The 26339-nt window shown below is 67.2% G+C and carries 26 protein-coding genes; 10 read left to right on the top strand and 16 right to left on the bottom strand.

What is annotated here, in order from left to right:
- The first annotated feature begins 15 nt into the window (after positions 1–15).
- Positions 16–1227: a YihY family inner membrane protein gene (locus BLR24_RS02830; RefSeq protein ID WP_093012240.1), complete on the top strand. Its 1212-nt coding sequence runs from the start codon at positions 16–18 to the stop codon at positions 1225–1227.
- 7 nt (positions 1228–1234) lie between these two features.
- On the opposite strand, the gene BLR24_RS02825 is transcribed toward BLR24_RS02830, so the two are convergent.
- The gene (locus tag BLR24_RS02825) at positions 1235–1573 is read right to left on the bottom strand and encodes an Mpo1-like protein (protein WP_093012237.1); all 339 of its coding nucleotides are present in this window, start codon (positions 1571–1573) and stop codon (positions 1235–1237) included.
- Between the two features lie 101 nt (positions 1574–1674).
- Here BLR24_RS02825 and BLR24_RS02820 point away from each other — a divergent pair, with 101 nt between their 5' ends.
- Entirely contained in the window at positions 1675–2058 is a 384-nt protein-coding gene (locus tag BLR24_RS02820) for a thioredoxin family protein (RefSeq protein WP_093012234.1), read from the top strand.
- A gap of 15 nt (positions 2059–2073) precedes the next feature.
- Positions 2074–2739 (top strand): Rossmann-fold NAD(P)-binding domain-containing protein, encoded by a 666-nt coding sequence (locus BLR24_RS02815; protein WP_093012230.1) that lies wholly within the window; start codon positions 2074–2076, stop codon positions 2737–2739.
- 3 nt (positions 2740–2742) lie between these two features.
- Here BLR24_RS02815 and BLR24_RS02810 read toward each other — a convergent pair whose 3' ends face one another.
- Positions 2743–3690 carry a LysR family transcriptional regulator gene (locus BLR24_RS02810; protein ID WP_093012229.1) on the bottom strand — a complete coding sequence of 316 codons (948 nt, stop codon included), beginning with the start codon at positions 3688–3690 and terminating at the stop codon, positions 2743–2745.
- Between the two features lie 110 nt (positions 3691–3800).
- Here BLR24_RS02810 and BLR24_RS02805 point away from each other — a divergent pair, with 110 nt between their 5' ends.
- Together BLR24_RS02805 and BLR24_RS02800 are read left to right on the top strand one after the other, a co-directional pair.
- Complete coding sequence (locus BLR24_RS02805; protein ID WP_093012226.1) at positions 3801–5219, top strand: M20 family metallopeptidase; 1419 nt, start codon at positions 3801–3803, stop codon at positions 5217–5219.
- Positions 5220–5243: 24 nt separating this feature from the next.
- Positions 5244–6236, top strand: a complete 993-nt coding sequence (locus BLR24_RS02800) for a Bug family tripartite tricarboxylate transporter substrate binding protein (protein ID WP_093012805.1) — start codon at positions 5244–5246, stop codon at positions 6234–6236.
- A 12-nt stretch (positions 6237–6248) separates the two neighbouring features.
- On the opposite strand, the gene BLR24_RS02795 is transcribed toward BLR24_RS02800, so the two are convergent.
- Positions 6249–7061, bottom strand: coding sequence for an alpha/beta fold hydrolase (locus BLR24_RS02795; RefSeq protein WP_093012223.1), 813 nt, complete (start codon positions 7059–7061; stop codon positions 6249–6251).
- A gap of 357 nt (positions 7062–7418) precedes the next feature.
- A complete protein-coding gene (locus tag BLR24_RS02790; RefSeq protein WP_093012220.1) occupies positions 7419–8729 on the bottom strand; it encodes an O-acetylhomoserine aminocarboxypropyltransferase in 1311 nt (436 codons plus the stop codon).
- Between the two features lie 142 nt (positions 8730–8871).
- Between BLR24_RS02790 and BLR24_RS02785 the strand changes: the two genes are divergently transcribed.
- The gene (locus BLR24_RS02785) at positions 8872–9312 is read left to right on the top strand and encodes a CBS domain-containing protein (RefSeq protein WP_093012217.1); all 441 of its coding nucleotides are present in this window, start codon (positions 8872–8874) and stop codon (positions 9310–9312) included.
- Positions 9313–9341: 29 nt separating this feature from the next.
- Here BLR24_RS02785 and BLR24_RS02780 read toward each other — a convergent pair whose 3' ends face one another.
- Both BLR24_RS02780 and add read right to left on the bottom strand, forming a co-directional pair.
- Positions 9342–10322, bottom strand: coding sequence for a Bug family tripartite tricarboxylate transporter substrate binding protein (locus tag BLR24_RS02780; RefSeq protein ID WP_254787138.1), 981 nt, complete (start codon positions 10320–10322; stop codon positions 9342–9344).
- Positions 10323–10330: 8 nt separating this feature from the next.
- Positions 10331–11422: an adenosine deaminase gene (gene add / locus BLR24_RS02775; protein WP_175543146.1), complete on the bottom strand. Its 1092-nt coding sequence runs from the start codon at positions 11420–11422 to the stop codon at positions 10331–10333.
- Between the two features lie 84 nt (positions 11423–11506).
- On the opposite strand from add, the gene BLR24_RS02770 reads away from it, so the two are divergent.
- Positions 11507–12463 (top strand): LysR family transcriptional regulator, encoded by a 957-nt coding sequence (locus BLR24_RS02770; RefSeq protein ID WP_093012208.1) that lies wholly within the window; start codon positions 11507–11509, stop codon positions 12461–12463.
- Positions 12464–12487: 24 nt separating this feature from the next.
- On the opposite strand, the gene BLR24_RS02765 is transcribed toward BLR24_RS02770, so the two are convergent.
- A complete protein-coding gene (locus tag BLR24_RS02765; RefSeq protein WP_093012205.1) occupies positions 12488–13705 on the bottom strand; it encodes a polyhydroxyalkanoate depolymerase in 1218 nt (405 codons plus the stop codon).
- A 96-nt stretch (positions 13706–13801) separates the two neighbouring features.
- Here BLR24_RS02765 and BLR24_RS02760 point away from each other — a divergent pair, with 96 nt between their 5' ends.
- A complete protein-coding gene (locus BLR24_RS02760) occupies positions 13802–14458 on the top strand; it encodes a glutathione S-transferase (protein ID WP_093012202.1) in 657 nt (218 codons plus the stop codon).
- 27 nt (positions 14459–14485) lie between these two features.
- Here the strand turns inward: BLR24_RS02760 and BLR24_RS02755 are convergent, their stop codons facing one another.
- Genes BLR24_RS02755 through BLR24_RS02730 form a run of 6 tightly spaced genes read right to left on the bottom strand, consistent with a single transcriptional unit; the run spans position 14486 to position 18608 of the window.
- On the bottom strand, positions 14486–14833 hold the full coding sequence (locus BLR24_RS02755; RefSeq protein WP_093012199.1) for a DOPA 4,5-dioxygenase family protein: 348 nt from the start codon (positions 14831–14833) through the stop codon (positions 14486–14488).
- A 7-nt stretch (positions 14834–14840) separates the two neighbouring features.
- Entirely contained in the window at positions 14841–15461 is a 621-nt protein-coding gene (locus tag BLR24_RS02750) for a DUF4166 domain-containing protein (protein WP_093012196.1), read from the bottom strand.
- A complete protein-coding gene (locus tag BLR24_RS02745; protein WP_093012193.1) occupies positions 15458–16504 on the bottom strand; it encodes an SRPBCC family protein in 1047 nt (348 codons plus the stop codon). The genes BLR24_RS02750 and BLR24_RS02745 overlap by 4 nt, the downstream gene beginning before the upstream one ends.
- Positions 16505–16548: 44 nt before the next feature.
- Positions 16549–17511 (bottom strand): SAM-dependent methyltransferase, encoded by a 963-nt coding sequence (locus BLR24_RS02740; RefSeq protein ID WP_093012190.1) that lies wholly within the window; start codon positions 17509–17511, stop codon positions 16549–16551.
- Between the two features lie 13 nt (positions 17512–17524).
- A complete protein-coding gene (locus tag BLR24_RS02735; protein ID WP_093012187.1) occupies positions 17525–17950 on the bottom strand; it encodes a thiol-disulfide oxidoreductase DCC family protein in 426 nt (141 codons plus the stop codon).
- Between the two features lie 55 nt (positions 17951–18005).
- Positions 18006–18608, bottom strand: a complete 603-nt coding sequence (locus BLR24_RS02730; RefSeq protein WP_093012184.1) for a GbsR/MarR family transcriptional regulator — start codon at positions 18606–18608, stop codon at positions 18006–18008.
- Positions 18609–18728: 120 nt separating this feature from the next.
- Between BLR24_RS02730 and BLR24_RS02725 the strand changes: the two genes are divergently transcribed.
- On the top strand, positions 18729–19823 hold the full coding sequence (locus BLR24_RS02725) for a PA0069 family radical SAM protein (RefSeq protein WP_093012181.1): 1095 nt from the start codon (positions 18729–18731) through the stop codon (positions 19821–19823).
- Here the strand turns inward: BLR24_RS02725 and BLR24_RS02720 are convergent.
- Genes BLR24_RS02720 through BLR24_RS02710 form a run of 3 tightly spaced genes read right to left on the bottom strand, consistent with a single transcriptional unit; the run spans position 19774 to position 25717 of the window.
- Positions 19774–21252 carry an efflux transporter outer membrane subunit gene (locus tag BLR24_RS02720; RefSeq protein WP_093012178.1) on the bottom strand — a complete coding sequence of 493 codons (1479 nt, stop codon included), beginning with the start codon at positions 21250–21252 and terminating at the stop codon, positions 19774–19776. The two genes, BLR24_RS02725 and BLR24_RS02720, sit on opposite strands and share 50 nt — an antisense overlap.
- Positions 21249–22502: an efflux RND transporter periplasmic adaptor subunit gene (locus BLR24_RS02715; protein WP_093012175.1), complete on the bottom strand. Its 1254-nt coding sequence runs from the start codon at positions 22500–22502 to the stop codon at positions 21249–21251. Before BLR24_RS02715 ends, BLR24_RS02720 begins: the two co-directional genes overlap by 4 nt.
- On the bottom strand, positions 22499–25717 hold the full coding sequence (locus BLR24_RS02710) for an efflux RND transporter permease subunit (RefSeq protein WP_093012172.1): 3219 nt from the start codon (positions 25715–25717) through the stop codon (positions 22499–22501). The genes BLR24_RS02715 and BLR24_RS02710 overlap by 4 nt, the downstream gene beginning before the upstream one ends.
- A gap of 110 nt (positions 25718–25827) precedes the next feature.
- Here BLR24_RS02710 and BLR24_RS02705 point away from each other — a divergent pair, with 110 nt between their 5' ends.
- The gene (locus BLR24_RS02705; protein ID WP_254787137.1) at positions 25828–26334 is read left to right on the top strand and encodes a gluconokinase; all 507 of its coding nucleotides are present in this window, start codon (positions 25828–25830) and stop codon (positions 26332–26334) included.
- Positions 26335–26339 lie beyond the last annotated feature (5 nt).

Genomic DNA, 26339 nt, shown 5'->3' with positions numbered 1-26339 from the left:
AGGGTTCGGGTTCTTATGATACCGGCCATGAATCGTCAGCAGCTCTGGAGGGATCTTTCGCGCTTTCCGTGGGGCAATACCGCGGCGGTGCTGGGCGAGCGTTTCCGGGAAGACCGGCTCGGCCTCACGGCCAGCAGCCTCACCTTCACCACCACCATTGCCATGGTGCCCTTCTTCACGGTGGCGCTGGCACTTTTCACCGTGTTTCCGATGTTCGCCAAGCTGCAGGGGCGGCTGCAGCGCTGGCTCATCGAGAGCCTGATTCCCGACAACATCGCGCGTCAGGTGCTGGGCTACCTGAACCAGTTCTCGAGCAAGGCCGGCGGCCTGGGTATTGCGGGCCTGGTGGTGCTCCTGATCACCGCCATTGCGCTGATCCTCACCATCGACAAGACGCTCAACAACATCTGGCGCGTGCGTTCGCCCCGGCCTTTTGCGCAGCGCGTGCTGATCTACTGGGCCGCCATCACGCTCGGCCCGCTGATCCTGGCGGTGAGCCTCTCGACCACCTCGTATGTGTTCGCCGCATCGCGCGACGTGGTGGGCGGCAGCATCCTCAAACTGTTCTTCGACACCTTCGAGATCGTGCTGCTCGCGGGTGGCATGGCTTCGCTCTATCACTACGTGCCCAACACCAATGTGCGCTGGGCGCACGCCTGGGCCGGCGGCATCTTCGTGGCGGCGGCCATCGAAATTGCCAAGCGCGTGCTGGGCTACTACCTGAGCCTGGTGCCGACCTATTCGGTGCTCTACGGCGCATTCGCCACGGTGCCCATTCTTCTGATCTGGATCTACGTGGCCTGGGTCATCGTGCTGCTCGGTGCCGTCATCGCGGCCTACCTGCCGAGCCTCTTGACCGGCGTTGCTCGCCGCGGCGGCCGGGCCGGATGGCCGCTGCAATTGGCGATGGAGGTGCTGCAGCATTTGGCACGGGCGCGCGCCACGCCGGCCAAGGGCATGGGAGCCGCCGAACTCGTCACCCACTTGCGCATCGATACGCTGCAGCTGGTGCCGGTGCTCGAAACCCTGGTTGCCATCGACTGGATTGCGCCGCTCGCCGAAGAAACCGCTGACGAGGACCCGCGCTACGTGCTGCTGGCTGACCCTTCCACGCCCATCGAGCCGCTGCTCAGGGAGCTGTTGATGCCGCGTGCGGAGCCGCTCGAAGACCTGTGGCAGAAAGGCCCGCTGCACTCGCTTCGCCTGGGCGATGTGCTATTGATTTGATAGCTACTCAGATCTTGACCTTGCCGAGCCAGATGTCGCGGTACATCGCCCAGTCGCCCATGAAGCTGTAGAGCGGGCGCTTGAACGATGCGGGCCTGTTCTTCTCGAAGCCGAAGTGTCCGACCCAGGCAAAACCGTAGCCCGCAACCAGACCGGCCAGGAGCCAGAGCGGGTTGAGCGTGACGATCAGCGCCACCAGGCACAGCAGCGAAATCGTCGAGCCAATGAAGTGCAGGCGCCGGCAGGTGCGGTTGGCGTGCTCGGTCAGGTAGAACGGATAGAACTCCGCAAAGCTCTTGAAACGACGCGGATCGACGGCAGATTCCGGGGCAGTCGTGGTGTTCATCGTGCGAGCCTCCTGAGCGCCGGGAGCGCTTTGTCCATAATAGCCACGACCTTCCCGCCGGGCCATCCCGGCTCCGTATTCACACCTTCACCGCATCAGCTTTGAGCGCTCTTCCCGCCGCCCCCGATTCCGCCGAGCCGGCCCGCGATGCGCCGTGGGTCGTGTGCCTGTGTGCCGAATGGTGCGGCACCTGCCGCGACTACCGGCCGCTGCTCGAACAGGTGGCGCGGGCGCATCCGCAGTTTCGCTTTGCCTGGGTCGACATTGAAGACCACGCGGACATTGCCGATTCCTTCGACGTCGAGACCTTTCCGACATTGCTGATCGCCGGTGCCGAGGGCACGCGCTTTCTGGGCCCGCTGCTGCCGCATGCCGAGACGCTCTCGCGCATGCTCGGCGCGCTGCAGGCGCCGCAGCCTTCCAGCCTCGATGTCGACCTGCTGCTGGCGGTGCTCGAAAAGCGTCCCGCCGACTTCGCGGTCTGAACCGCGCTCCCTGCCATGAACATCCTGATCTTTGGCGCCACCGGCATGGTGGGGCAGGGCGTGCTGCGCGAATGCCTGCTTGCGGCGGACGTGGCCCACGTGGTCGCGGTGGGCCGCCGCCCCACGGGGCAGCAGCACCCGAAACTGCAGGACGTCGTCATCCCGAACATGGTCGACTACAGCGGGTTCGAGCCGCAGCTGCGGGGCTTCGATGCCTGCTTCTTCTGCCTCGGCGTGTCGTCGGTCGGCATGAAAGAGGCCGACTACAAACGCATCACCTACGACCTCACGATGGCCGCGGCCACGGTGCTCGCGAGGCTCAACCCGGGCATGACATTCACCTACGTGACGGGCGCAGGCACCGACAGCAGCGAGCGCGGCGGCAGCATGTGGGCACGCGTGAAGGGCGCCACCGAAAACGCCTTGCTGAAGCTGCCGTTCAAGGCCGCCTACATGTTTCGTCCCGGCATGATCCAGCCGCTGCACGGCGTGCGTTCGAAGACACCGCTATACCAGGCCGCGATCATGGTGCTCAAGCCGGTCCTCGGGTTGGCATACCGGCTGTGGCCCGACAAGGTGACGACAACCGAGAAGGTGGGCCGGGCGATGCTGGCCGTGGCGCGGCATGGCGCGCCAAAGGTGCTGCTCGACCCGGCGGACATCAACGCCCTGGGCCGCTGAAGCTCACGCGGCCGGGCCGCTGGAACGCGCGCGACCCAGCTTGCGCCGCCCGGCGCTGGCAATGGCATGTACCAGGTGTTGTACGAACTCTTGCGCCAGCGGCGTGAGCGTGCGGCCTTCGAGCGCCAGCACCTGCAGTTGCCGCTGCTGCAGAGGCGCCTCGGCAAACGGGCGTGCCACCACCGTGCCCGCATCGATGAGGTGCGTGACCGTGAGATGGCCCGAAAGCATCACGTCCGGGGTGCGCAAGAGCGGCAGCAGCACCGATGAAAAGTTGCTGACGAAGATTGCGCGGTACTGCAGCCCCTGCAGGCTGCACGCCTGGTCGAACAACTGCCGCGCCGTCACGCCCTTGTCGCCCACGGCCAGCGGATAGCGCACCGCGTCCGCCACCGACACCACGCGCTGCCGTGCCAGCGGATGGTCGGGGCGCAGCACAGCGAACACCGGCGCATTGGCGGAGTGCTCGATCTTCAACCCGGACTCGGGCGCCACCACGTATTTCAGTGCGATGTCTGCTTCGCCCCGTGCGAGCAGCGCGCTCACGCCATCGGGTGAGCCCACGTGGAGTTCGAGCTGCGTGCCCGGATGCGCCGACTCGAAGCTGCGCATCACCTGCGGCATGAAGTGCGCGGCAAACCCCTCGGTGCACGCCATGCGGATGCGGTGCGCGCTGCGGCCGCCGAGGTCGCGCACCTGCTCGATGACCTGCTCGATGTCGAGCTGGGCATTGCGCAAATGCGCCGCGAGCCGCTCGCCGGCCGCGGTGAGCGCCATGCCCCTGGCGTGGCGCTCGAACAGGGGCGTACCCAGGCTGTCTTCGAGCTTGGCGATCTGGCGGCTGACCGCCGACGAAGCCACGAACAGCCGCGCCGCGGCCTGGCTGACCGACCCGCTGCGTGCCACCTCCAGGAAATGGCGCATCGGAATGCTGAGAAGCGGTGGTGTCATGGAGGTCGAGCCTTGCCTTGAAGGCAATGGTAGCTTGCAAAAACGATGCTGGAAGCATTGCCCGCCAGGCCTTTTACTTGCTGCACCCGACGGAAACAGGAAATCCCTTCATGCAACGTACCGAAAGCCTTGCTGCTGCCGCCGCCTATTTCGACGACGGCGGCTTCTTTGACGACCTGAAGCGGCGGGTCGCTTTTCGCACCGAGAGCGACACCGGCGCCGCCACGCCAGCGCTCGGCGCCTACCTGCGCGACGAACTGGTGCCGCCGCTGGGCGCGCTGGGTTTCGCATGCGAAATCGTCGAAAACCCCGTGGCCGGCGGTGGACCCTTCCTGATTGCGCGCCGCGTCGAAGACCCTGCGCTGCCCACCGTTTTGAGCTATGGCCACGGCGACGTGGTGAGCGGGCAGGATGCGCAGTGGGACGAAGGACTCGGCCCCTGGGCGCTCACCGTGCGCGGCGACCGCTGGTACGGGCGCGGCACGGCCGACAACAAGGGCCAGCACACCATTGCGCTCGGCGGGCTGGCGGCCACGTTGCGCGCGCGCGGCGGGCGCCTTGGCTACAACATCACCTGGCTCATCGAGACCGGCGAAGAAGCCGCGTCGCCGGGCCTTCATGCAGTGTGCGAGCAGCAGCGCGACAGGCTGCGCGCCGACCTGTTCATCGCCAGCGACGGACCGCGCGTGAGCGCCGCGCGGCCCACGCTGTTCCTCGGCTCGCGCGGCGCCGTCAACTTCAGCTTGAGACTGCGTGCCCGGGCGCGGGGCTACCACTCGGGCAATTGGGGCGGCGTGCTCGCCAATCCGGCCACGGTGCTGAGCCATGCCGTGGCATCGCTGGTGGATGCGCGCGGGCGCATCCTGGTCGAGGCCTTGCGTCCGCCTGAAATTCCGCAGGGCGTGCGCGAGGCGCTGGCCGACATCGCCATCGGCGGCGGTGCCGACGATCCCGCGCTCGACGAAGGCTGGGGCGAGCCGGGCCTCCGCCCGGCCGAGCGGCTGGTGGCGTGGAACACCATCGAGGTGCTCGCGCTCGGCGCCGGCTCGCCGCAGAGGCCGGTGAATGCGATTCCGTGCGAGGCGGTGGCGCATTGCCAGCTGCGCTTCGTGGTCGGAACGCCGTGGCGCGATTTGGCGAAGATCGTGCGCGCGCATCTCGATGCGCACGGCTTCAGCCAGGTGGAAGTGCAAGTCACGCTCGAAGGCGCGGCGACGCGGCTCGACGTGGAGAACCCGTGGGTCGACTGGGCCCGGCGCTCCATCGAGCAAAGCAGCGGCCAGCGCGTCGATCTGCTGCCCAACCTCGCGGGCTCGCTGCCCAACGATGTCTTCGCCGACCTGCTGGGCCTGCCCACGCTGTGGGTGCCGCATTCCTATCCGGCCTGTGCGCAGCACGCGCCGAACGAACACCTGCTGGCGCCGCTGGCGCGCGAGGGCCTGCAGATCATGGCGGGCCTCTATTGGGACCTGGGGGAGGCGGGTCAGGCTCCCTGGACCGCTGGAAAAACGCAGAACGCCGTCGCCTGATCTCTTCTCTTGCTGGACGAATCCATGAAAACTGCTGCTCTCTTCCATCGCCTCGGCGGCCTGCTGGCTTGCGCTTCGGCACTCGTCGCCTTTCATGCGACCGCGCTCGCGCAAACCAACTGGCCTGACAGGCCCGTGAAGCTGGTCGTGCCCTTTCCGCCCGGCGGCGGCACCGACATCGTCGCGCGTGCCATGGGGCAGGGCCTGTCGGAGAAGCTCGGCCAACCTGTGGTCATCGACAACAAGCCCGGTGCCGCCACCATCATCGGCACCGACGCGGTCGCCAAGGCCGCGCCCGACGGCTACACGTTGCTGCTCTCGGGCTCCACCAGCTACAGCGTGAACCCCGCGCTGCGCGCCAAGCTGCCCTACGACCCGGTGCGCGACCTGGCGCCCATTGCCATCGTCGCGCGCACGCCGCTGGTGCTGGTGGTCGGCGCCGGCACGCCGTGGCGCTCGCTGCCCGAACTCATCGCCGCAGCCAAGGCCAAGCCGAAGAACATCCGCTACGCCACCTTCGGCGCCGGCTCGGGGCCGCACCTGGCTGGCGAACTGTTTGCGCTGGCCGCGGGCATCCAGCTGCAGGACATTCCGTACAAGGGCAGCAGCCAGGGCTCGATGGCGGTGATCGGCGGAGAGATCGAGATCGGTCTCGACACCGTGGCCGCTGTGGCACCGCACGTGCGCTCAGGCAAGCTGCGCGCGCTGGGCATCGTGGGCGCGACGCGTTCCAGCATGCTGCCCGAGGTGCGCACCCTGGCCGAGCAGGGTCTGCCCGACGCCACTTTCGACGCCTGGTACGGTTTTGCCGCGCCGGCGCGCACGCCAGCCCCGGTGATCGAGAAGCTGGCGCGTGCGGTCACGGCCACGATGGGCAGCCCGGCCTTGCAGGCGCAGCTGCGCGCGCAGGGCATGGAGCCCGTCGTCATCGGTGCAGCGGCGTTCCGCAGCCAGATGGAAGGCGAGATTTCGCGCTACCGCGCGCTGGCGCATCGCGCCGGCATCGCGGCGGAATAGTCAGTGATTGGCTCAGGCAGGGGTTCCGACGAAGTCGCGCAGCGCGAACAGCACTTCGTCGGGCGCCTCGTTCATCAGCGAGTGGCCCGCATGCACGGTCACCACCTTGGCCTTCTTCGCCTTGCCGGCGAGCGCCTTGGTGGCGCGCGGCGGCGTCATCTGGTCGGCATCGCCAAGCAGGAAAAGCACGGGGCACTGCACGGCCTCGATGGCTTTTTCGCCATTCGCGTAGTCGTTGCAGGCCTTGAAGCCGATGTGGAACACGTTGGCGTCGCGGTTGCTCGCGAGCACGCGGCGCATCAGCGCGCGCGAGCTGCCGTAGAGCCATGTGCCGGGGCCGAGCGCTGAAGGCGGCGGCGCAAGCAGCGAATGCGAGAAGGTGTTGACCATCGCGATGGCGCGTTGCGGGTCGTTGAGCGCACCATCGAGCAACGCGGGCGACACGGTCATCGGATAGGCCGTGCCCACCAACGCCAGATGGGTCACCCGCTCGGGCGCGCGCGAGGCGGCTTCGAGCGCAATCAGCGAACCGAAGCTGTGGCCCACGAGCGCAGCCTTCTGCACGCCGGCCGCGTCGAGCAGCGCGATGACGAACTGCGCGGCGTCTTCCACGCTGGCGGGTGGTGGACCTTCGCTCTTGCAGTGGCCGGGCAGGTCGAGCGCGAGCACGTTCCAGCCATGATTGGCGAACCAGCGGCTCTGAAGGATCCACACGCTGTGGTCGTTGAGCACGCCATGGATGAACACCACGGTCGGCTTGGTTGCATCGAAGCTCTTGCCGCCGGTGTAGCAGTAGGTGGCGTGGCTGTTGACGGTGTAGTTCATGTCAGTTGCTCCGCCTTGTGTTTGGCTTGCTTATGTTCGAGTGCTCTTGTTCAGGGCGTGGTTCAGGGCGCGTGCACACGCCACCGGGTACTCCCCTCCGCGAATGTCCCCCGCCTTCGGCTCCTCCTTTATTTCGCTGCGGGGAGCACCCGGCGCCCTGTGCCCACTGGGCGCTGTCGTTGTTCCGCTCGATCAACCACCGCACTGCCCAACGATCCCGCTGGCGGGGTGCCTTGCGCAGCGAAATAAAGGAGGAGGCCGCAGGCCGGGGGACATTCGCGGAGAAAGGTACCCCGTCGGCGGGAGCGCGCCATGAATGACCCAAAACACGACGAACAGAAAAGCAGGATTTCATTCCTACGCCCCCGCCTTTTCCGCAGCCTTCAGCGCACGCTTCAGGTCGTCGATCAGATCCGCCGGGTCTTCCAACCCGATGGAAAGACGAATCGTCCCCTGCGAGATGCCCGCACCCGCCAGCGCCTCGTCGGTCATGCGGAAGTGCGTGGTGCTGGCCGGATGAATCACCAGGCTGCGGCAATCACCCACATTGGCCAGGTGGCTGAAGAGCTTCAGCGCCTCAATGAAAGCCTTGCCCTGCGCGCGGCTGCCCTTGATGTCGAAGCTGAACACCGCGCCGGCGCCGCGCGCGCCGTGGCGCAACAACTTCTGCGCCAGTGCATGGCTCGGATGCGATTCGATCAGCGGGTGGCCCACGCGCGACACGAACGGGTGGCTCACAAGGAATTCGACCACCTTCTGCGTGTTGTCGATGTGCCGTTCCATACGCAGCGGCAGCGTCTCGATGCCCTGCAATATCAGCCACGCCGTGTGCGGGCTCATCGAGGCGCCGAAGTCGCGCAGGCCTTCGCGCCGGGCGCGCAGCAAGAACGCGCCCACCGTGCTTTCCTCGCTGAAGACCATGTTGTGGAAGCCGTCGTAGGCCTGCGTGAGCTCGGCGAATTTCCCTGATCTTTCCCAGTCGAAGCTGCCGCCGTCGACCACCACGCCGCCGATCACCGTGCCGTGGCCCGAAAGGAACTTGGTCGCCGAGTGGTAGACCAGGTCGGCGCCGTGATCGAACGGCTTGATGAGATAGGGCGACGTGAGGGTGGAATCGACCAGCAGCGGCACGCCCGCCGCGTGCGCAATGTCGCTCACCGCCGGAATGTCCAGCACGTCGAGCCCGGGGTTACCCACGGTTTCGCCGAACAGCAGCTTGGTTTCGGGGCGGATCGCGGCCTTCCAGCCATCGAGGTCGCCCGGCTTGACGAACGTGGTGTCGATGCCGAAGCGCCGCATCGTGTAGTGCAGCAGGTTCTGCGAGCCGCCGTAGAGCGCGGTGCTCGCCACGATGTGGGAGCCGGCGCCCATGAGTGTGGCGATCGACAGGTGCAGCGCGGCCTGGCCGCTGGCGGTGGCGATGGCGCCGATGCCGCCTTCCAGCGCCGAAACGCGCTGTTCGAGCACCGCGTTGGTCGGATTGCTGATGCGCGAGTAGACATGGCCCGCGCGCTCAAGATTGAAGAGCGCCGCCGCGTGGTCGCTCGACTCGAAGACGAAGGATGTGGTGAGGTGGATCGGCACCGCCCGCGCACCGGTGGCGGGGTCGGGTGCGGCGCCGGCGTGCAGCGCCAGGGTGTCGAATCCGGGATCGGAATAGCCGGGCATGAGGACCTTTCTGGGTTCGTTCGCAATGCCCCGTTACGTCTGCTAATCATGCGCGCGCATCATGGGCGTGAGAGTCGGCGCCGATTGTGGGCTATATTCAAATCGGCACGCCGCCGAGAACGATTTCCGAGAGGAGCACACGATGAAAGTCAGCGACATCCTTCGCGTCAAGGGCAACACGCTCTTCACCATCACGCCTGACGACCTGCTGGCCGAAGCCGTCAACACCATGGCGGAAAAGGACATTGGCTCCCTGGTGGTCATGGAACACGGCGACCTGGTCGGCATGCTCACCTTCAGGGAAGTGATCCTGGCCATTGTCGGCAACGGCGGCCAGGTAGGCAGCATGCAGGTGCGCAAGGCCATGGACGACGCGCCCGTGACTTGCACGCTCGAAACCGACCTCGACGAGATCCGCCGCATCATGCTGGAGCGCCACGCGCGCTACATGCCCGTGATGGACAAGCGCATGCTGATGGGCGTGATCAGCTTCTACGACGTGGCCAAGGCGGTGGTCGATAGCCAGAATTTCGAGAACAAGATGCTCAAGGCCTACATCCGCGACTGGCCCGAAGAACAGTAACTAGCCGCCCCCTGCGCTAGCTGCCTGGCTTATTCCTTGATATTGGCCGACTGCACGATCTTCTGATTCCGCGCGTATTCGGCCTGGACGAACTGGCCGAATTGCTCGGGCGTGCCGCTGCCGGGCAGGGCGCCTTGTTCGTTGAGCTTGCTGCGCACCTGTTCCTCGGCGAGCACGGCGTTGAGTTCCTGGTTGAGGCGAGCCACGATGGCGGGCGGGGTCCTGGCGGGGGCGAAGATGCCGGTCCAGCTCACCATGTCGTAGCCCTTGAGGCCGGGCATCTCGTTGAAGGTGGGCACGTTGGGCAGCGCGGCGAGGCGCTGGCTGCCGGTGATGCCCAGCGCTTTCAGGCGGTTGCCGTTCACGTGCGGAATGGCGCTGGTGCTGACCAGCATGGCCAGATCGACCTGGTTGCCGATCACGTCGGTGGCAATCTGGGCGCCGCCGCGGTAGGGCACGTGGGTCACGAAGATGCCGCTGCGCTGCTTGAGAAGCTCCATGGCCAGTTGCAGCACCGTGCCCACGCCCGAAGTGGCGTAGTTGTAGGCGCCGGGCTTGGCCTTGGCGAGTTTCACGAAGTCGGCATAGGTCTGGGCCTCGAGGCCGGGGCGCGCCACCAGCACCATCGGCGCGGTGTTGAGCATGCCGACGGGGGCCAGGTCCTTGAGCGGATCGAACTTGAAGGCCGAGGGGTTGACCAGCCGCCCGATGGCGATGGCGCTGTCGGGCCCGACCACCAGCGTGTAGCCGTCCGGTGCCGCGTTCACGGCTTTGGCCACGCCGATGGCGCCGCCCGCGCCGCTCACGTTCTCGATGACCACCGACTGCTTCAGCCGTTCGCCCAGCCGCGTGGCGGCGAGGCGGGCGTTGACGTCCACGCTGCCGCCCGCGGTGTAGGGAACGATCAGCGTGATCGGCTTGGCGCCGGGCCATGCGCCCTGCGCGAGCGCCGCGGCAGGCAGTGCCGAACAGAGGGTGGCGGCAAGAAGAAGGCGGCGGGAGTGGTTCATGGCGTGGGTCATTCCTGTTGAGTCGGATGCGGCTCTGGTGCAAGGCGCGCTCGCAGCGTGTCGAACTCGCGGCTCCACTGCGTGCGCCACGCGCGGCGCTGCGTGTCGTCGATCCACGCGCCGTCGAGCCCGTTGTGCATGAAGCCGCGCAGGTCGTCCAGCCCGAAGCCGAAGTCGCGCGCCATCATCAGCCAGGCCTCCGTGGGCGTGACTTTGTGCAGCGTCGGGTCGTCGGTGTTGGGGTGGATGCGCAGGCCCAGGCCGGGCATGCGGCGAATCGGGTGGTCGAGCGCCCAGCGCTCGGGCGGCAGCGTGCGCAGGTAGTACGAGTTGGTGGGCACCACGGTAAAGATCACGCCGCGCTCGGCGCACTGGCGCGCGAAGTCGGGCTGGTCGACCACGGTGTAGCCGTGGTCGATGCGGTCCACGTGCAGCACGTCGAGGGCGGTGCGCACGTTGGTCCACGGCATGCCGAACTCGCCCGCGTGCGCGGTGGCCTTGAGCCCTGCGCGCCGCGCCTCGGCGTAGGCCTCTGCGAACAGTTCGGGCGGCCGGTCGACCTCGCGATAGTCGATGCCGATGCCGATCACCTCGTCGCAGCGATGGGCCTTGACCCACTCCACCATCTCCACGGCGGCCTCGGGACTCGCCTCGCGGTCGATGGCGGCAATGAGCCGGCCGGTGATGCCGAACTCCTGCTGCGCGTCATGGATCGCGCGGACGATCGCGCTTTGTGCCATCGGGTAGGAAATGCCGGAGCCGTGCACGGTGCCGGTCGGGTTCCAGAAGAACTCGGCGTAGCGCACGCTGTGGGTCGCCGCGTCTTCCAGGTATTCGCGGGTCAGCTGGTACAGGTCACCGGGGCTGCGCACCAGTTGCGCGTCGAGCGCGCGCAGCACGCGCAGCACGCCGACGGGTTTTTCCCCGCGCGTATAGAAGCCTTCGATCTCGTCCGACGCAAGCGGCGAGCCGGCGCGATGGTTGAGTTGCTTGAAGGTTTCGTGGCGCACCGTGCCGAAAAGGTGGCAGTGCAGCTCCACCTTGGGAATCGTATGCAGCATGGATTCCAGCGAAAGCGGCGGCAGCACGGGGTGAGTCATGCCGTCCAGTCTAGGGATTGGCGGCTCATAAGCAAAATTTTGAATTCCTATAATTTGATTCACTGAATCGATAACGAGATCGCTATGGCTTCCTTGCCGCTTCGGGCGCTCACGCTGCGCCAGCTGCAGTTCTTCTCGGTGCTGGTGGAAGAAGGGCACTTCGGCCGGGCGGCAAAGCGCCTCGCCATCACCCAGCCCGCCCTGAGCAATGCCATCAAGCAGATGGAAAAGCTGCTCGGCGCCGAGCTGCTGACCCGTTCCACCCATCGCCTGCAGCTCACGCCGGTGGGCGCCGAAGTGCTCGCGCGCACCGATTTCCTGGTCAACACCTTCGAGGTGGCGCTGCGCGACATAGAGAGCACGGTGCAGCGCGGGCGGGCCTTCGTGCGCGTGGGCGTGATCCCGTCGGCCAGCGCGCGCGTGACGTCCGCGGTCAGCGAGTTTCTGGAGGCAGGCAATCGCGAGGTCGAGATCGCCTGGCGCGACGCGCCCTCTACCATCTTGCTGGCCGAACTGCGCAGCGGCCAGCTCGACATGGCGGTGGCTGCCATCACCGAGCCGCCGGGCGGCCTGGCCTGCATCGACCTGTTCCGCGATCCGCTGGTGCTGGTGGTGCGCCAAGGCCATGCGCTGGCCGCGGCCGGAGACGCGAGCTGGGAGGCCATCGGCAAGGAGCAGCTGGTGCTGTTCGAGAGCGGCAGCATGCCGGCACTCGGCAACCCGGCGCGCGCGCAGTTCGAACAGGGGGCCGAGCCCTATCGCGTGAGCTATTCCGAAACGCTCTATGCGCTGGTGCGCAGCGGCCAGGCGCTGGGACTGATGCCGCGGCTCTACACCTCGTCGTTGCGCGACCCCGAGCTGGTGGTGCTGCCGCTGCTGAAGCCGCGCGTCGAGCGGCGCGTGGTACTGGCCTATCTGCCGGGGTCGATGCGCAACGTGGTGGCGCAGGAGCTCATTGCTTTCTTGCGCGAACGGCTCCCACAGTCCGGCGAGGCCGCGGTGCGGCGTGTGGCGGCCAAGGGAAAGCGCAGCCGGCGTTGAGGGCGCTGAGGCCGGACAGCCGGTTCAGTACAACTCGGCCGCGGCGTGGATGGTTTCGCGCACGCGCGGATAGATCTGCGCGTTCCACTTGCTGCCGCTGAAAACGCCGTAGTGCCCCACGCCGGCTTGCAGGTGATGAGCCTTGAGGTACGGCCGGATGCCGGTGCAGAGGTCTTGCGCCGCCACAGTCTGGCCGACCGAGCAGATGTCGTCGCGCTCGCCTTCCACCGTGAGCAGCGCGGTGCGGCGGATGGCCGCGGGGTTCACCGTGCGTTTCCCCACGGTGAGCACGCCGCGCGGCAGGTCGTAGGTCTGGAACACGCGCTCCACGGTCTCTAGGTAGAACTCGGCCGGCAGGTCGTTCACCGCCAGGTATTCGTCGTAGAAGGCGCCGATGGTTCGGGCCTTCTCGACATCGCCCTCGACCAGGTGATGGACCATGTCCTGGAACTGCTTCTTGTGGCGCTCGGGGTTCATGCTCAGGAACGCCGAGAGCTGCAGGAAGCCGGGGTACACGCGCCGCATCATGCCGGCATGGGGCCACGGCACATGGCTGATGAGGTTGCGGCGAAACCACTCGATGGGCTTGCTGTTCGCGAGCTCGTTCACGCCCGTGGGGTTGACGCGGCAATCGACCGGGCCGGCCATGAGCGTGAGGCTGCGCGGCGTGGCGGGGTTGTCGTCTTCAGCCATCAGCGCCGTGGCGGCCAGCGCGGCCACGCAGGGCTGGCAGACCGCGACCATGTGCACGCCCGGGCCGATGGCTTCGAGGAACTGGATGACCTGCAGCGTGTAGTCGTCAAGGCTGAAACCGCCATGCCACAGCGGCACGTCGCGCGCGTTGTGCCAATCGGTCAGGTACACGTCGTGGTCGCGCAGCAGGGTGCGCACGGTTTCGCGCAGCAGGGTTGCGAAATGGCCCGACAGTGGTGCGACCAGCAGCACGGGCGGATGCAAGGCCTGCGTCTCCTTGCGGAAATGCAGCAGCGTGCCGAAGGGCGAAATCAGCGTTATCTCTTCGTGCACAGCGGTTTCCACGCCGTCGACCGGCACGCTGGCAATGGCGTAGTCGGGGCGCGAATGGGTCAGCCGCATGCGCGAAAGCACGTCGAACTGCGCGGCCATGCGCCTCATCATGGTGCGGTCGGTGCCGTCCTTCCAGAGCGCCTGGCCGAGGTACTGGGCTGCGAGCCGGGAGGGCGAGAGCAGGTCGGCTTGGTTCTGGTAGGCCCGGTACAACATGAAAGTAGTACAGGCAAGTTGTGGGCCAAGCGGTGGCACAGGCCTTGCACGGCCATGGGAGCCAACCGGCAGTAAGCACCGTCAAGGAGATCCACGATGGCCAAACCCGTTCTCACGATCAGCAGCAAGAACTACGGCGCCTGGGCGTTGCGGGGCTGGCTGATGTGCAGGCTGGCCGGGCTCGACTTCAGCGAGAAGATCATCCCGCCCGACGACCCGGCCATGAAGGCCGAGATGCTGCTGCTCTCCTCGTCAATGCTGGTGCCCTCGCTGCAGCACGGCAACGTCAAGGTGTGGGACACGCTGGCCATCGGCGAGTACCTGAACGAGATCAAACCCAAGGGCGCGCTGCTGCCGGCCGACATCCAGGCCCGTGCGCACTGCCGCGCCATCTGCGGCGAAATGCATTCGGGCTTCGCTTCGATGCGCGGCGCATTGCCGATGAACATCAAGGCCCGGTTCCGCGGCTTCAAGATCTGGTCGCGCGCGCAGGCCGACATCGACCGCATCGTCGCCATATGGCGCGAATGCCTGAAGACCTACGGCGGGCCCTTTCTCTTCGGCAAGCAGCCGGGCATGGCCGATGCCATGTATGCGCCGGTGGTCACGCGCTTCCTGAGCTACGACGTGCCGCTGGACAGCGCCTGCGCCGCGTACTGCAAGCGCGTGATGGACTTGCCCGCCATGAAGGAGTGGGTGGCCGCCGCGAAGGAAGAGCCCGAGGAAATCGACGAGCTGGATGCGGAGTTCTGACCCGCCGCGGAGTGCCGGCTGTGCCGGCTAGTGCCGGAACATCCGCAGGTCGAGCGGGCTTTCCTCGCCGAGCCACATGGCATGCGCCGTGTGGTCGGCAAAGTCGTCGCCCGTGACGCCGTGCACGAAGATGTCGAGGCCGCCGCGATGGGCCTCGAGCCATTCGATGACCTGGTCGAACTCGGCGGCGTCGAAGGCCAGCTGGCAGCTCCAGTGCGTGTGCGGGCCGACCAGCCGCTCGTGCACCCGGCCGACCACCACCATCAGCTCCCGGCCCGCCTGCTCGCACAGCTGCCTGGCCTGCGCCACCGTGGCGGGGTCGAAGTAGACGTGGGCGTGGTATTGCGGATAGAGGTTCTCGGGGCGGCGCGGCATGATGCGGTCATTGTGAACCCAACCGGAAGCGCCCGCTGTAGCGAAACACGTCGCCGAACCAGCGGTGGCGCAGCACCATCTTCATCGTGAAGCGGTCGGCATCGTCCGGGTCGGGACGCTCCTCGACGTAGGCGGTTCCCATCAACAGGCCGAGCGGCAGCGGCAGGTGCAGCCGGCCAAGGCGCCAGACATAGCCCAGGTCGCGAAACACCAGCGCGCCTTCTTCGGCGCTCACGGCCAGGCGCATGCCGAGGCCGAAGCGCACGTACTCGATCACCTCGCCGCCGCCCGCGGGCGCGTGCGCCATGTGCGAGCGAAAGTGGAACGGCGCGCGGCCCTCGAAGCTGAAGACGCGGTCCCAGTACAGGAGCGCGTCGCCGGGCCGGCAGCGGTAGTGCACTTCGATGGGCACGCGGGTGCCCCTGTAGGGAACGAGCGCACCGAACAGGCGGCCGAAGGGCATCAGCACGCGCGCCCAGGGCGCATGGTGCACTTCGTCCATCGTGCCGCGCACGCACACGTGGGCATTGGAGAACGGGGCCATCGTGTAGTGTCGCCGAATCACGTCGCCCAACTGCTCCCAGCCGGTGCCGAGCGCCTGCTGGAAGACGGGGCGTATGTCCTTCATGCGGCCGCCGCGACGGTTTCGCTGCGCGCCTTGTAGAAGCGCAGGATGTGCTCGGAGAAGTCGCCCAGCAGAAACTGCGCCACGCGGTCGGCATACCAGTTGAAGCGCGTGCTCACGCGCCAGGACACGTCGATGCGAAGCTCCGTGCCGCCCTCGCGCGGCGTGAGCGTGTAGGCCGAATCGCGCAGGTCGAAATAGTGGCCGCCGATGACTACGTGGTCGTCCAGCGCGCCGGCGGGAAAGGAGTCCGGCGAAAAGCGATAGCGCCAGCTCACGCGTTGAAGCGGCTGCCACTCGGTGATGACCTCCTCGAAGTGCACGTCCTTCTGCCACTGCACCTTGCGCACGCGGCCTTCGGCGGTGTCTTCGGTCACGGCGCCCACCGGCATCGGCACCCCGATGCGGTAGGCCCAGGCATCGCCGACTTCGCTCGGCCGGATGTCACGCACTTCGTTGAGTTCATGCCATACGCGCTCGGCAGGCGCGGCGATGAAGAGCGTGCGCGAGGTGCTCGAGATCTGTTCCGGGTTGGGCCAGTGCGGCTCGACGGCGCCCAGCGCCAGCGGCAGCACCGCGAAGCCGTAGAGCGCGGGCTTCGGCCAATTGGTGATGCGGCAGACGATGCCCATCGCGAGGCCGCCGAGGCTGCCCATCACGCCGAACAAGGGCACGATGACGACGGCGCAGACCATCCCCTCGATGAACACCAGCAGCGTGCCAACGACGAACAACGCGGTCGAGACCCACGGCGCCCAGATGTAGTAGCCCCAGCTGCGCCGCTCGATGTGCTCGGCCATGTAGACCGTGACGGCGCCGCACACCGCGGGCGCAAGATAGATGAAGGAGCCCAGCATGGCCGAGAAGCGCTGGCCCGGTAGGCCGGTGAAGGCGATGCGAAGCACCAGCGCTGCCGCGGCGCCGACGATCAGCGGCCAGAACCATGCGAAGGGCATGCGGCGTACAGGCATGTCGCGCATCGGCGCGGCGTCGGCCTCGATGGGTGCCAGTTCCCGGAGACTGGTTTCGGCGGGTTCGGTGCTCATGAAAGTTTCTTCTCCTCGTGTGTTGTTCTGGATCCGACAGGCGTTCAGCCGCTGCGCTTCGCGGTCACCATGCAGTAGTCGAAGTCGCGCCAGAAAAGGCCCAGCACCAGCGCGCAATAACTGGCCACGATGTGCTTGCGGCGCCAGGGGCTCAGCCTGCCCCGCGCCTTCCAGAGTTCGGCCAACGCAAAGCGCGTGGCAAGCGCCGGAATGTGCAGCGCGCTGGGCGCCACGCGCCAGCGCAGCGACTGCACCTCGATGTCTTCGAATCCGTGGTGGCGCAGCGCCTCGACGAAATCGCCGCGCACGGCCAGCGTGGGCACGGCCCAGCTGTCGGCCCACAGGCGGTGCAGCCAGCCGGCAAGTCGGCCCGGCCGGTGCCGCAACAGAAACCCGTCGACCACCGCAAGCCGCGCACCCGGCTTCAGCAGGCGGGCCGCCTCGCGCACGAAATCGGCCTTGGACGTGCCGCTGGCGTAGCAGGCGCTTTCCACGGCCCAGGCGCCATCGGCCTTTGCGGTGGGCAGGCCGGTGCGCGTGTAGTCGGCTTCGATGTGCGCCATGCGGTCGGCCACGCCGGCATCAGCGTCGAGCCGCACGGCAATGCTGTTCTGCACCGGCACATTGGTGACGGTGACGGCGTAGAGCGAAGGATCGTCGCTCACCAGCGTGCGCGCGGTGGCGCCGGCGCCGCAGCCCAGGTCGATCACGCACCGGCGTCGCTGCGCCTCCTGCGTGGCCAGGGGTTCGTCGAGCTTCAGCGCGCGGCCGACCGCACGGTTCATTTCCACCAGCATGCCCTCGCGCCGCAGCGGGTTCAGTCCAAGCCGCCAGAAGCCGAAGTGCATGTTGTAGCTGGGGCTCCATGCGCGGTAGTCGTCCGCCACCTCGGTGAAATAGTCCTGCGTGTCGGCCTTGGTGATGGGCAGTGCGGCTTCGGGCGAGGGCGCTTCGGACGCACCGTCCGTTCGATGCACGCGGAAATCGGGCTGGAAGACATTCGGCATGAGAGTTCCTTTTTCAGATCCGGCAGTTGCCGCCGGCGCAGGTGCGGGACGACCGCGCCGCCTTGCCGGCAAGCAGGGCCACCAGCCAGCGCGGCAGCCGGTAGCGGTTGCGCGCGAGCACGCCATAGGCGCGGTCGGCGAGCGGCGCGACCCATGGCAGATCGAGCAGGAAGCTGCCGCTTGGCAAGCCGACGGCGTCGCGGCAGGCGCGGATGGCTGGAACGCCGACGAACACCTGACCCGCCGCGTCCACCACGTGGATGGCCGTCATCAACGCCTCGCGCGGCGCCGGTCCGGCATCGAACCCGGCGGGCGAGCAGTCGACGAGTTCCAGCCGGGCCGCTGAATCGCGCGCCTTCATTGCGCTCATTTCCGCCGTGCAGAGGATGCATGTGGCGTCGAAGTACACGGTGAGCGGGTAGGCGGCGGTGATTTGCATGTTGGTTTTCGTTGTTTCTGTCAAAACAGAAATAATCAGGCAAAAAAAGGAAAAATTAGATCATGGGCAGGCTGGCGTGATGAGCGTCGGGGTCGTCGTCGTCCTTCTTCGAGGCCGGAGTCGTCGGCGTCGGGGCATCCCCGCGAACGAACTTCTGCACGCTGGCGCCGAGCGTCAGTACCTTGTCGAGCGTGCCGGGCGAGAGCCGCAGCATCTCGTCGGCCCAGGTGGCAAGCTTGCTCATCAGGTCCATGGTGGAGCGGATGCGGTCTTGCGCATCGGCGGGCTCCTTCAGGAAATCAGGGCTGGAGACGATTTCGCGCAGCACGCGGATGGTGGGGTCGAACTCGCGCTCCTTGCGCTCCCGCACCACGGTGCGGAACAGTTCCCACACGTCGACACTGGTCTCGAAATAGTCGCGCCGGTCGCCCAGGATGTGAGTGACGCGCACCAGGTTCCACGCCTGCAGTTCCTTCAGGCTGTTGCTCACGTTGGAACGGGCCACGCCGAGCGTCTCGGAGAGCTCTTCCGCGTGCATGGGCTTGCCGCGAGCGAACAGCAGCGCATGGATTTGCGAGACCGTGCGGTTGACGCCCCACATCGAGCCCATTTCACCCCAGTGAAGAACGAACTTGCGTTGGATGTCGGTGAGTTCCATGCCTCGAAGTCTAGGATTTTAGAAATTTCTGTCAAGAGAGAAATGGAAATTTGATTTGCTTGGTGAGTCGCTCGAGAGTACTGTATGAATAATCAGTATTCGAGCGAAAAAGGATCTGCCATGCCCACTGCCCACATCCCCATCCACGCCATCAAGGGCCGCGGCGCCGCCACGCGGCTGGCGCACCGTTTCTCGCGCGATGAGCGCAATGCCTTCGACGACGGCTGGGGCACGCTGGAAGAAGGCGCGGCCGAAGCCGAAGAGCTGCCGCCGCTCGCCACCGAAGTGCGCTTCGAGGACGTGAAGTCGGTGCTCAATGAAAACGACTCGCCCGACATTTCCTTCGACCGTTCGCTCAACCCGTACCGCGGCTGCGAGCATGGCTGCATCTACTGCTTTGCCCGGCCAACGCACAGCTACCTCAATCTCTCGCCGGGCCTCGACTTCGAGACCAAGCTCATCGCCAAGCGCAACATCGTCGAAGTGCTGCGCACCGAACTCGGCCGCAAGAGCTACAAGCCGAGCCACGTCGCCATCGGCACCGCCACCGACTGCTACCAGCCCATCGAACGCGAGCTGCGGCTCACGCGTTCGGTGATCGAGTTGCTGCAGGAAACGCGGCATCCGTTTGCGCTGGTCACCAAATCGAGCGCGGTGGAGCGCGACCTCGACTTGATCGCGCCCATGGCCGCCGAGCACCTGGCCGCCGTGTACATCACCGTGACCACGCTCGACGGCGAGCTGGCCCGCAAGCTGGAGCCGCGCGCCGCCGCGCCGCATCGGCGGCTGCGCACCATCCGCACCTTGGCCGAGGCCGGCGTGCCGGTGGGGGTGAGCGTGGCGCCGCAGATTCCCTTCGTCAACGAAGACATGGAGCAGGTGCTCGAAGCCGCATGGGAGGCCGGTGCGCGCAGTGCTTTCTACACGGTCATCCGGCTGCCGTGGGAGGTGGCGCCGCTCTTCAAGGAATGGCTTCATCTGCACTACCCGCAGCGCGCGGACCGCATCATGGCGCGCATCCACGAGATGCGTGGCGGCAAGGACTACGACGCCGACTTTGCCACCCGCATGAAGGGCTCGGGCCTGTGGGCCGACCTGATCCGGCAACGCTTCGAGAAGGCGGCGAACCGCATCGGCTTCAACCGCGAGCGCATTGCGCTCGACCTCAGCGCATTCCGGCCGCCTGGCGCTGCGGGGCAGGGCAGCCTGTTCTAGGGTCAGCGGTGTCGGCCCTGCACCAGTCGCCGCCGAGCGCCTTCACCAGAAACACCGAGGTCAGCAGCCGCTGGCCCTGCAGCTGGGCGGCCTGGCGCTCCACTGTGAGCAGCGACTGCTGCGCGGTGATCACGTCCAGGTACGTCGAGGCGCCGCCTTCGTAGCGGCTGGTGGCCATGTCGAGCACCCGGCGCGCAGCGGCGACTGCGGCCTGCGCCTGAGTGGTCGCGCGGTCGAGCGCGGACAGGCCGGTGATGCCGTCTTCCACTTCCTGCATGGCGGTGAGCACCGTGCGGCGATAGTTGCCCACGGTGGCGTCGTAGCCGGCTTTGGCAAAGTCGACATTCGCACGCACGCGGCCGCCGTCGAACAGCACCTGCGTGGCTGACACGCCCACCGACCACAAGAGGCTCGGGCCGTTGAACAGCGTCTCGATCATGCGGCTGTCGACGCCCACCGTCGGCGAGATGATGAAGCTCGGATAGAAGGCCGCCGTGGCCACGCCGATCTGTGCGTTGGCCGCGGCCATGGCGCGTTCGGCCGAGGCCACGTCGGGCCGGCGCTGCAGCATTTCGGACGGCACGCCCAGCGGCACCGCGGGCGGCCTGATCTCGCGCAGGTCCGCCGGCAGCTCGAAGCTCGGCGCCGGTGTGCCGGTGAGGGTGGCGAGCGCATGCTCGTATTGCGCGCGCTGCTTCTTCAGCACGTCGACCTGCGTCAGCGTGGTGTCGAGCAGCGCCTGCTGCTGCGCCACGTCGAGGCCCGACACCGCGCCCAGGTCGTGGCGCGCCGTGACCAGCTCGAGCGCGCGCCGTTGCAGCGCGATGGAGCGCGCGAGCACGTCGAGCTCGATATCGGTCGAGCGCAAGTTGAAATAGTTGTTAGCGACGTCGGCGGTGAGCACGAGCCGCATGTTCTCCAGATCTGCGGCGGATTGTTCGGCGGAGGCGGTGGCGCCTTCGACGCTGCGCTGCACGCGGCCCGCAAGGTCGAGTTCGTAGCTGGCATTCAGCGACAGCATGAAGTCGTTCTGCACCGTCGACGAATTGGCGGTCGCATAGTTGGTGAGCGGCCGGTTGGCGGAAATCTTGAGGCGCGAGGCGCGGGTGCCGAGCCCAAGCTGCGGAAACTGGCTGGCCGAGTTGGCCGCGAGCGTGGCGCGTGCCTGGGCGAGCCGCGCGTTGGCGATGTCCAGCGTCGGGCTGCCGCCCAGGGCTTGGTCCTGCAGCGCATCCAGCTGCGCGTCGCCGAAGCGCTTCCACCATGGGCCCTTGTCGGCACTGTCGTTCGGTGTGCTCTGGCGCCAAGGCTCCTCGAGCTTCCAGCTCACGGGCAGCGGCGTCTCGGGCGCCTTGTAGTCGGGGCCGACCGCACAGCCCGCTGCGAGCAGCGCCGCGGTCAGGGCGGTACCGAGTCCGCGCAGCCTCACGCCGGTTCCTTTCGCACGGGCGGCTTGGCGTCCGCCGGCGGTGCTTCGGGCGCGACCGTCACCACGTCGCCCTCGGCCAGCGAATCGGAGGGGTTGAGCACCATGCGGTCGTTGCCGCCGATACCGTCGATCACCTCGACGTTCTCACCGTAGTTGCGGCCCAGCGTGACCGGGCGCAGGCCGATGCGGCCTTGCGCATCGACCACCGCGATGCGAGTGCCTTCGGCGCGGAACAGCAGCGCATTGGCCGGCACGGTGAGCGTCTGGGCCGCGGCCAGCGGCAGCGACACCTGCACATAGGCGCCCGGCAGCAGCGCGCCGTCGCGGTTGGGCAGCGACACCTCGACCTGCATCATCCGCGTGGTCGCATCGATCGAGCCCGAGGTGCGCGCTACCTCGCCCTTGAAGCGCTGGCCGCGCAGTTCGGCCTGCGTCACGACCACCGGCTGGCCGGCCTTGACGAGCTGCGCATAGGCCTGCGGCACGTTGATGTACACGCGCAGCGGATCGGTCTGCGCCAGCATGAAGAGCGCGCGCCCAGCGCCGCCGCCCGCACCCGCGTCGATCAGGTCGCCCACGTCGACATTGCGACGGGTGATCACGCCCGCAAACGGCGCCACGATGCGCTTGAAGCTCTCGGTCTGCCGAAGCCGCTGCACGTTGGCATCGGCTGCCGCCACGTTCGAAGTGGCCTGCGCCACTGCGCTGCGGCGCTCGTCCAGGTCCTGTTGCGAGACCACGTCCTTCTTGCGCAGGTTTTCCCAGCGCTCGGCCGTGCTCTTTGCGAGTTCCAGCCCCGATGCTGCCTGCGCGCGCGCCGCGATGGCCTGCGACAGCTGCTGGTCGATCTCGGGTGTTTCGATCTCGGCCAGCAACTCGCCCTTTTCGACGCGGCTGCCGATGTCCCGGGTCCAGCGCTTGAGGTAGCCGCTCGCACGTGCCGAGATGGGCGATTGCACGAAGCCCTGCAGCGTGCCGGGCAGCGCCAGCGTCTGGCCAGCGGTGGGCGTGCGGGGCATGGCCGTCTGCACATGCAGCTTGGCGCGTTCGGCGGTGCCCGCTTCGAGCGCGCGTGCATTGGCCATGCGCACGATCACCGTGCGCGCGGCGCCGAGCGCCAGCAAAACAAGCACGATGACCACGAGCCAGCGCGTGCGCTTCACGATCTGCCGGCGCCGCAGCAGTTCGCCCTCGCCCTCTTCGGCGGCGATGGGGTGGATGGCCAATGCCGAGTGGCGTTGCTCCGTCATGGGATCAGTTCTCCTGGGGCTGCGCCCGCTGGCGGTTCCGCGGCTGTTGCTGCACGCGTCGCCTTGCGGTGCGCAAGCCGACTGTGCACGCCCGCGAACACCGCGGGCACGAAAAACAATGTCGACACCGTGGCGAAAAGCAGACCGCCGATCACCGCACGGCCGAGGGGCGCGTTCTGTTCGGCTCCTTCGCCGAGGCCGAGCGCCATCGGGATCATGCCGATGATCATCGCCAGCGCCGTCATCAGCACCGGCCGGATGCGGGTGGCGCCGCCTTCGAGCGCGGCCGAGAGCGGCGGAATGCCGGCCTGCAGCCGCTCGCGCGCGAACGACACCAGCAGAATCGAGTTGGCCGTGGCCACGCCCATGGTCATGATCGCGCCCGTGAGCGCGGGCACGCTCAGCGTGGTGCCGGTAATGAACAGCATCCACGCGATGCCGGCGAGCGCCGCGGGCAGGGCGGTGATGATGATGGCCGCGTCGAGCCACGACTGGAAGGTGACCACGATGAGCAGGTACACCAGCACGATGGCCATCGCCAGCCCCACGCCGAGCCCGATGAAGGACGACTGCATCGTCTGCACCTGGCCGCGAATGGTGACCTGGCTGCCGCGCGAGAGCTTGGGCCGCATCTCGTCGACCAGCACCTGCACCTTCGACGCCACGCTCGCGAGGTCGGTGCCCTGCACGCTCACGTAGACGTCGATCACCGGCGCGATGTTGTAGCGCGACATCACGGCCGGCTGCCGAGCCGCCTGCGCGTCGACGAGGTTGCCCAGCAACTGCTGCGAGGCTCCGCCAGCGGCCGCCGTGCCGCCGGTGCCCACCGGAATGTTGAGCAGCGCGTCGAGCGAGTCGACGTTGTACTGTGGCGTTTGCACTGCAATGCTGTAGACCACGCCGTTCTGCGGATTGAGCCAGAAGGCCGGCGCCGTCTGCGAGCTGCCCGAGAGCGCGATGAGCACGTTCTGCCCCACGTTGGCGGCGGTGAGGCCGTATTGCTGCAGCCGCGAGCGGTCCATCTGCAGGCTGAGGCTGGGGCCGTCGAGCCGCTGGTGCACGTGGGCATCGACCGCACCCGGAATCTGCTTGATGGCCTTGGTGAGTTCGGCCGCGCGGGCCGCGTTGCCCGCCATGTCGGCGCCACTGAACTGCACGTCAATGGCGGCGGGCAGGCCGAAATTGAGAATCTGCGTGACGATGTCCGCGGGCTGGAAGAAGAACTCGATGCCCGGAAAGCGCCTGGGCAGTTCGGCCCGCAGCAGCGACACGAATTCCTCGGTCGGCCGGTGGCCGTCTTTCAGCGAGAGCAGCAGTTCCGCATCGAAGGTGCCGATGGTGCCGGCATTGCTGTACGAGAGGTTGATGCCGCTGTTGGGGATGCCCAGGTTGTCGAGGATGGTCTCGAGCTGGTCCGCCGGCACCAGTTCGCGAATGGCGGCTTCCACCCGGTCGGTAAGGCGCGCCGTCTCCTCAATGCGGGTGCCGGTGGGCGCGCGCACATGCAGGCGGATCTGGCCCGCATCCACCGTGGGGAAGAAATCCCGGCCCAGCACCGGATACAGCAGGCATGAAAGCAGGCAGAAGCCGAGGAACAAGCCGATGAAGCCGCCGCGCCTGGACAGCACCACCGACAGCAGCAGCGTGTAGGCCCGGCGCACGCGCTCGAAGCGGCGGTCGAAGCTGCGGTAGACACGCTGCAGTGCACTGGGCCTGGCTTCGGCGGCCGGTTGTCCAGCATGCGAGCCGCCCATCAGCAGCATCACGAGCGTGGGCACCAGCGTGCGCGAAAGCAGGTAGGAGGCCAGCATGGCGAACACCACCGCCTCGGCCAGCGGCACGAACAGGAAGCGCGCCACACCCGAGAGAAAGAACATCGGCACGAACACGATGCAGATGCACAGCGTGGAGACGAAGGCCGCGTTGCCGATCTCGCCCGCGCCGACCTCGATGGCTTCTTTCAACGGCGTGCCCATGTGCAGGTGGCGCTCGATGTTCTCGATGGTCACGATGGCCTGGTCCACCAATATGCCGACCGAGAGCGCGAGCCCGCCCAGCGTCATGAGGTTGAGCGTTTCGCCAAGCGCATACAGCACCAGGATCGAGGCCAGGATCGACAGCGGAATCGTGAGGCCGATGATGAGCGTGCTGCGCCAGTTGCCGAGGAACAGCAGCACCATCGCCGCCGTGAGCGCCGCGGCCAGGATGGCCTCGAACACCACGCCCTTGACAGCCGCCTTCACGAACACCGACTGGTCGAACAGTGGGGTGATCTTGATGTCCTGCGGCATGGTCTGCGCGGCGACTGGCAGCATCGCGCGAATGTTCGCCACGATGTCCAGCGTGGAGGCGCCGCCGTTCTTCAGCACCGACAGCAGCACGCCGCGCACGCCGTCCTGCCGCACGATGTTGGTCTGCGGCGAGAAACCGTCGCGTACGTAGGCCACGTCGCGCAGGTAGGTGGTGGCGCCGTTCACCGTGCGCACCGGCAGGTCGTTGAGGCCGGCCACCGCATCGGGCGAACCGTTCATGCGCACGCTGTATTCGGTGGCCCCGAACTTGGCGGTGCCCGAAGGCAGGATCAGGTTCTGCGTGTTGACCGCGTTCACCACGTCGGCCGGCGTGAGGCCGCGCGCCTGCAGCGCCTGCGTGTCGAGGTCGACCGAGATCAGCCGGTTCTTGCCGCCGTAGGGAAAGGGAATGGCCGCGCCGGGCACGGTGATGAGCTGCGGCCGCAGCTGATTCACCGTGGCGTCGAACAGCGAATTTTCAGAGCGCGTGGGGCTCGACAGCGCGAGCTGGACCACCGGCACGCTGGAGGCCGAATACTTGATGACCAGCGGCGGTGTGATGCCCGGCGGTAGCTGCCGCACCTGGGCCTGCATGGAGGCCACCACCTGCGAGATTGCCATCTCGATGTTGGCCGTGGGCTGGAAGAACACCTTGATGATCGACACGCCCGCGAGCGACTGCGATTCGATATGCTCGATGTCGCTGACCGTGGTGGTGAGGCCCCGCTCGACCTGGCCGGAGATGCGCTGGCCCATCTCCTGCGCCGGCAGGCCGGTGTAGTTCCAGATGACGCTGACCACCGGGATGTTGATTTCCGGGAAGATGTCGGTGGCCATCCGCGCCAGCACGAAAGGTGTGGCCAGTACGATCAGCATCGCCATGACGATGAAGGTGTAGGGGCGACGCAATGCGAGCTGGACCATGGGCGGGACTCTCTGCTTCCGGCGGAAAAAGGTTTTGCATCATAAGGAAGTAGATTTAAGTTCAGCTGATGCACGGGGATTGCCCCGTGGTTGCACCAAAAGGGGTACTTATGAATGGGCTATGGCTCGTGGTGATGGGTGTTTCGGGCTGCGGCAAGTCGAGCCTCGGCTCTGCGCTGGCGATCGGGTTCGGGCTGCCGCTGATCGAGGGCGACGACTACCACCCGCCGGCCAACGTCGAGAAGATGAGCCGGGGCATCGCGCTGACCGATGCCGACCGCGCCGGCTGGCTCGCGACGCTGGGGCACACGCTGGCCGACTCGTCGCTCGGCGCGGTGCTGACCTGCTCGGCGCTCAAGCGCAGCTACCGCGACCAGTTGCGCGCTGCCGTGCCGGGGCTGCGATTCGTGTTCATGGACATCGAGCGCGCCGAGGCCGAACGCCGCGTGGCCGCACGGGCCGGCGCGGGCGAGCACATGTTTCCGGCGAGCCTGGTGGCCAACCAGTTCGCGACGCTCGAATCACCGGTCGGCGAGCCGGGCGTGCTCGCGGTCGATGCGACCGCGCCATTGGGCCAACTGGTCGCGCAGGTGAAGGCCTGGCTGCCGGCGGGCTGATCTGG

It is taken from the genome of Variovorax sp. OV700, assembly GCF_900099805.1.
In the GTDB taxonomy this organism is placed as follows: Bacteria; Pseudomonadota; Gammaproteobacteria; order Burkholderiales; family Burkholderiaceae_C; genus Variovorax.
Note: the sequence above shows the minus strand (reverse complement) of the source record. Positions and strands in the feature narration are given on the sequence as shown.

Excerpts from the sequence above, each read along its gene's own strand:
- BLR24_RS02710 (WP_093012172.1), bottom strand. The coding sequence starts at position 25,717 with ATGGTCCAGCTCGCATTGCGTCGCCCCTACACCTTCATCGTCATGGCG.
- BLR24_RS02765 (WP_093012205.1), bottom strand. The coding sequence starts at position 13,705 with ATGTTGTACCGGGCCTACCAGAACCAAGCCGACCTGCTCTCGCCCTCC.
- BLR24_RS02705 (WP_254787137.1), top strand. The coding sequence starts at position 25,828 with ATGAATGGGCTATGGCTCGTGGTGATGGGTGTTTCGGGCTGCGGCAAG.
- BLR24_RS02750 (WP_093012196.1), bottom strand. The coding sequence starts at position 15,461 with ATGAAGGACATACGCCCCGTCTTCCAGCAGGCGCTCGGCACCGGCTGG.
- BLR24_RS02810 (WP_093012229.1), bottom strand. The coding sequence starts at position 3,690 with ATGACACCACCGCTTCTCAGCATTCCGATGCGCCATTTCCTGGAGGTG.
- BLR24_RS02795 (WP_093012223.1), bottom strand. The coding sequence starts at position 7,061 with ATGAACTACACCGTCAACAGCCACGCCACCTACTGCTACACCGGCGGC.
- add (WP_175543146.1), bottom strand. The coding sequence starts at position 11,422 with ATGACTCACCCCGTGCTGCCGCCGCTTTCGCTGGAATCCATGCTGCAT.
- BLR24_RS02825 (WP_093012237.1), bottom strand. The coding sequence starts at position 1,573 with ATGAACACCACGACTGCCCCGGAATCTGCCGTCGATCCGCGTCGTTTC.
- BLR24_RS02790 (WP_093012220.1), bottom strand. The coding sequence starts at position 8,729 with ATGCCCGGCTATTCCGATCCCGGATTCGACACCCTGGCGCTGCACGCC.
- BLR24_RS02735 (WP_093012187.1), bottom strand. The coding sequence starts at position 17,950 with ATGCAAATCACCGCCGCCTACCCGCTCACCGTGTACTTCGACGCCACA.
- BLR24_RS02745 (WP_093012193.1), bottom strand. The coding sequence starts at position 16,504 with ATGAGCACCGAACCCGCCGAAACCAGTCTCCGGGAACTGGCACCCATC.
- BLR24_RS02830 (WP_093012240.1), top strand. The coding sequence starts at position 16 with ATGATACCGGCCATGAATCGTCAGCAGCTCTGGAGGGATCTTTCGCGC.
- BLR24_RS02785 (WP_093012217.1), top strand. The coding sequence starts at position 8,872 with ATGAAAGTCAGCGACATCCTTCGCGTCAAGGGCAACACGCTCTTCACC.
- BLR24_RS02780 (WP_254787138.1), bottom strand. The coding sequence starts at position 10,322 with ATGAACCACTCCCGCCGCCTTCTTCTTGCCGCCACCCTCTGTTCGGCA.
- BLR24_RS02715 (WP_093012175.1), bottom strand. The coding sequence starts at position 22,502 with ATGACGGAGCAACGCCACTCGGCATTGGCCATCCACCCCATCGCCGCC.
- BLR24_RS02760 (WP_093012202.1), top strand. The coding sequence starts at position 13,802 with ATGGCCAAACCCGTTCTCACGATCAGCAGCAAGAACTACGGCGCCTGG.
- BLR24_RS02770 (WP_093012208.1), top strand. The coding sequence starts at position 11,507 with ATGGCTTCCTTGCCGCTTCGGGCGCTCACGCTGCGCCAGCTGCAGTTC.
- BLR24_RS02725 (WP_093012181.1), top strand. The coding sequence starts at position 18,729 with ATGCCCACTGCCCACATCCCCATCCACGCCATCAAGGGCCGCGGCGCC.
- BLR24_RS02730 (WP_093012184.1), bottom strand. The coding sequence starts at position 18,608 with ATGGAACTCACCGACATCCAACGCAAGTTCGTTCTTCACTGGGGTGAA.
- BLR24_RS02805 (WP_093012226.1), top strand. The coding sequence starts at position 3,801 with ATGCAACGTACCGAAAGCCTTGCTGCTGCCGCCGCCTATTTCGACGAC.
- BLR24_RS02800 (WP_093012805.1), top strand. The coding sequence starts at position 5,244 with ATGAAAACTGCTGCTCTCTTCCATCGCCTCGGCGGCCTGCTGGCTTGC.
- BLR24_RS02755 (WP_093012199.1), bottom strand. The coding sequence starts at position 14,833 with ATGCCGCGCCGCCCCGAGAACCTCTATCCGCAATACCACGCCCACGTC.
- BLR24_RS02815 (WP_093012230.1), top strand. The coding sequence starts at position 2,074 with ATGAACATCCTGATCTTTGGCGCCACCGGCATGGTGGGGCAGGGCGTG.
- BLR24_RS02740 (WP_093012190.1), bottom strand. The coding sequence starts at position 17,511 with ATGCCGAATGTCTTCCAGCCCGATTTCCGCGTGCATCGAACGGACGGT.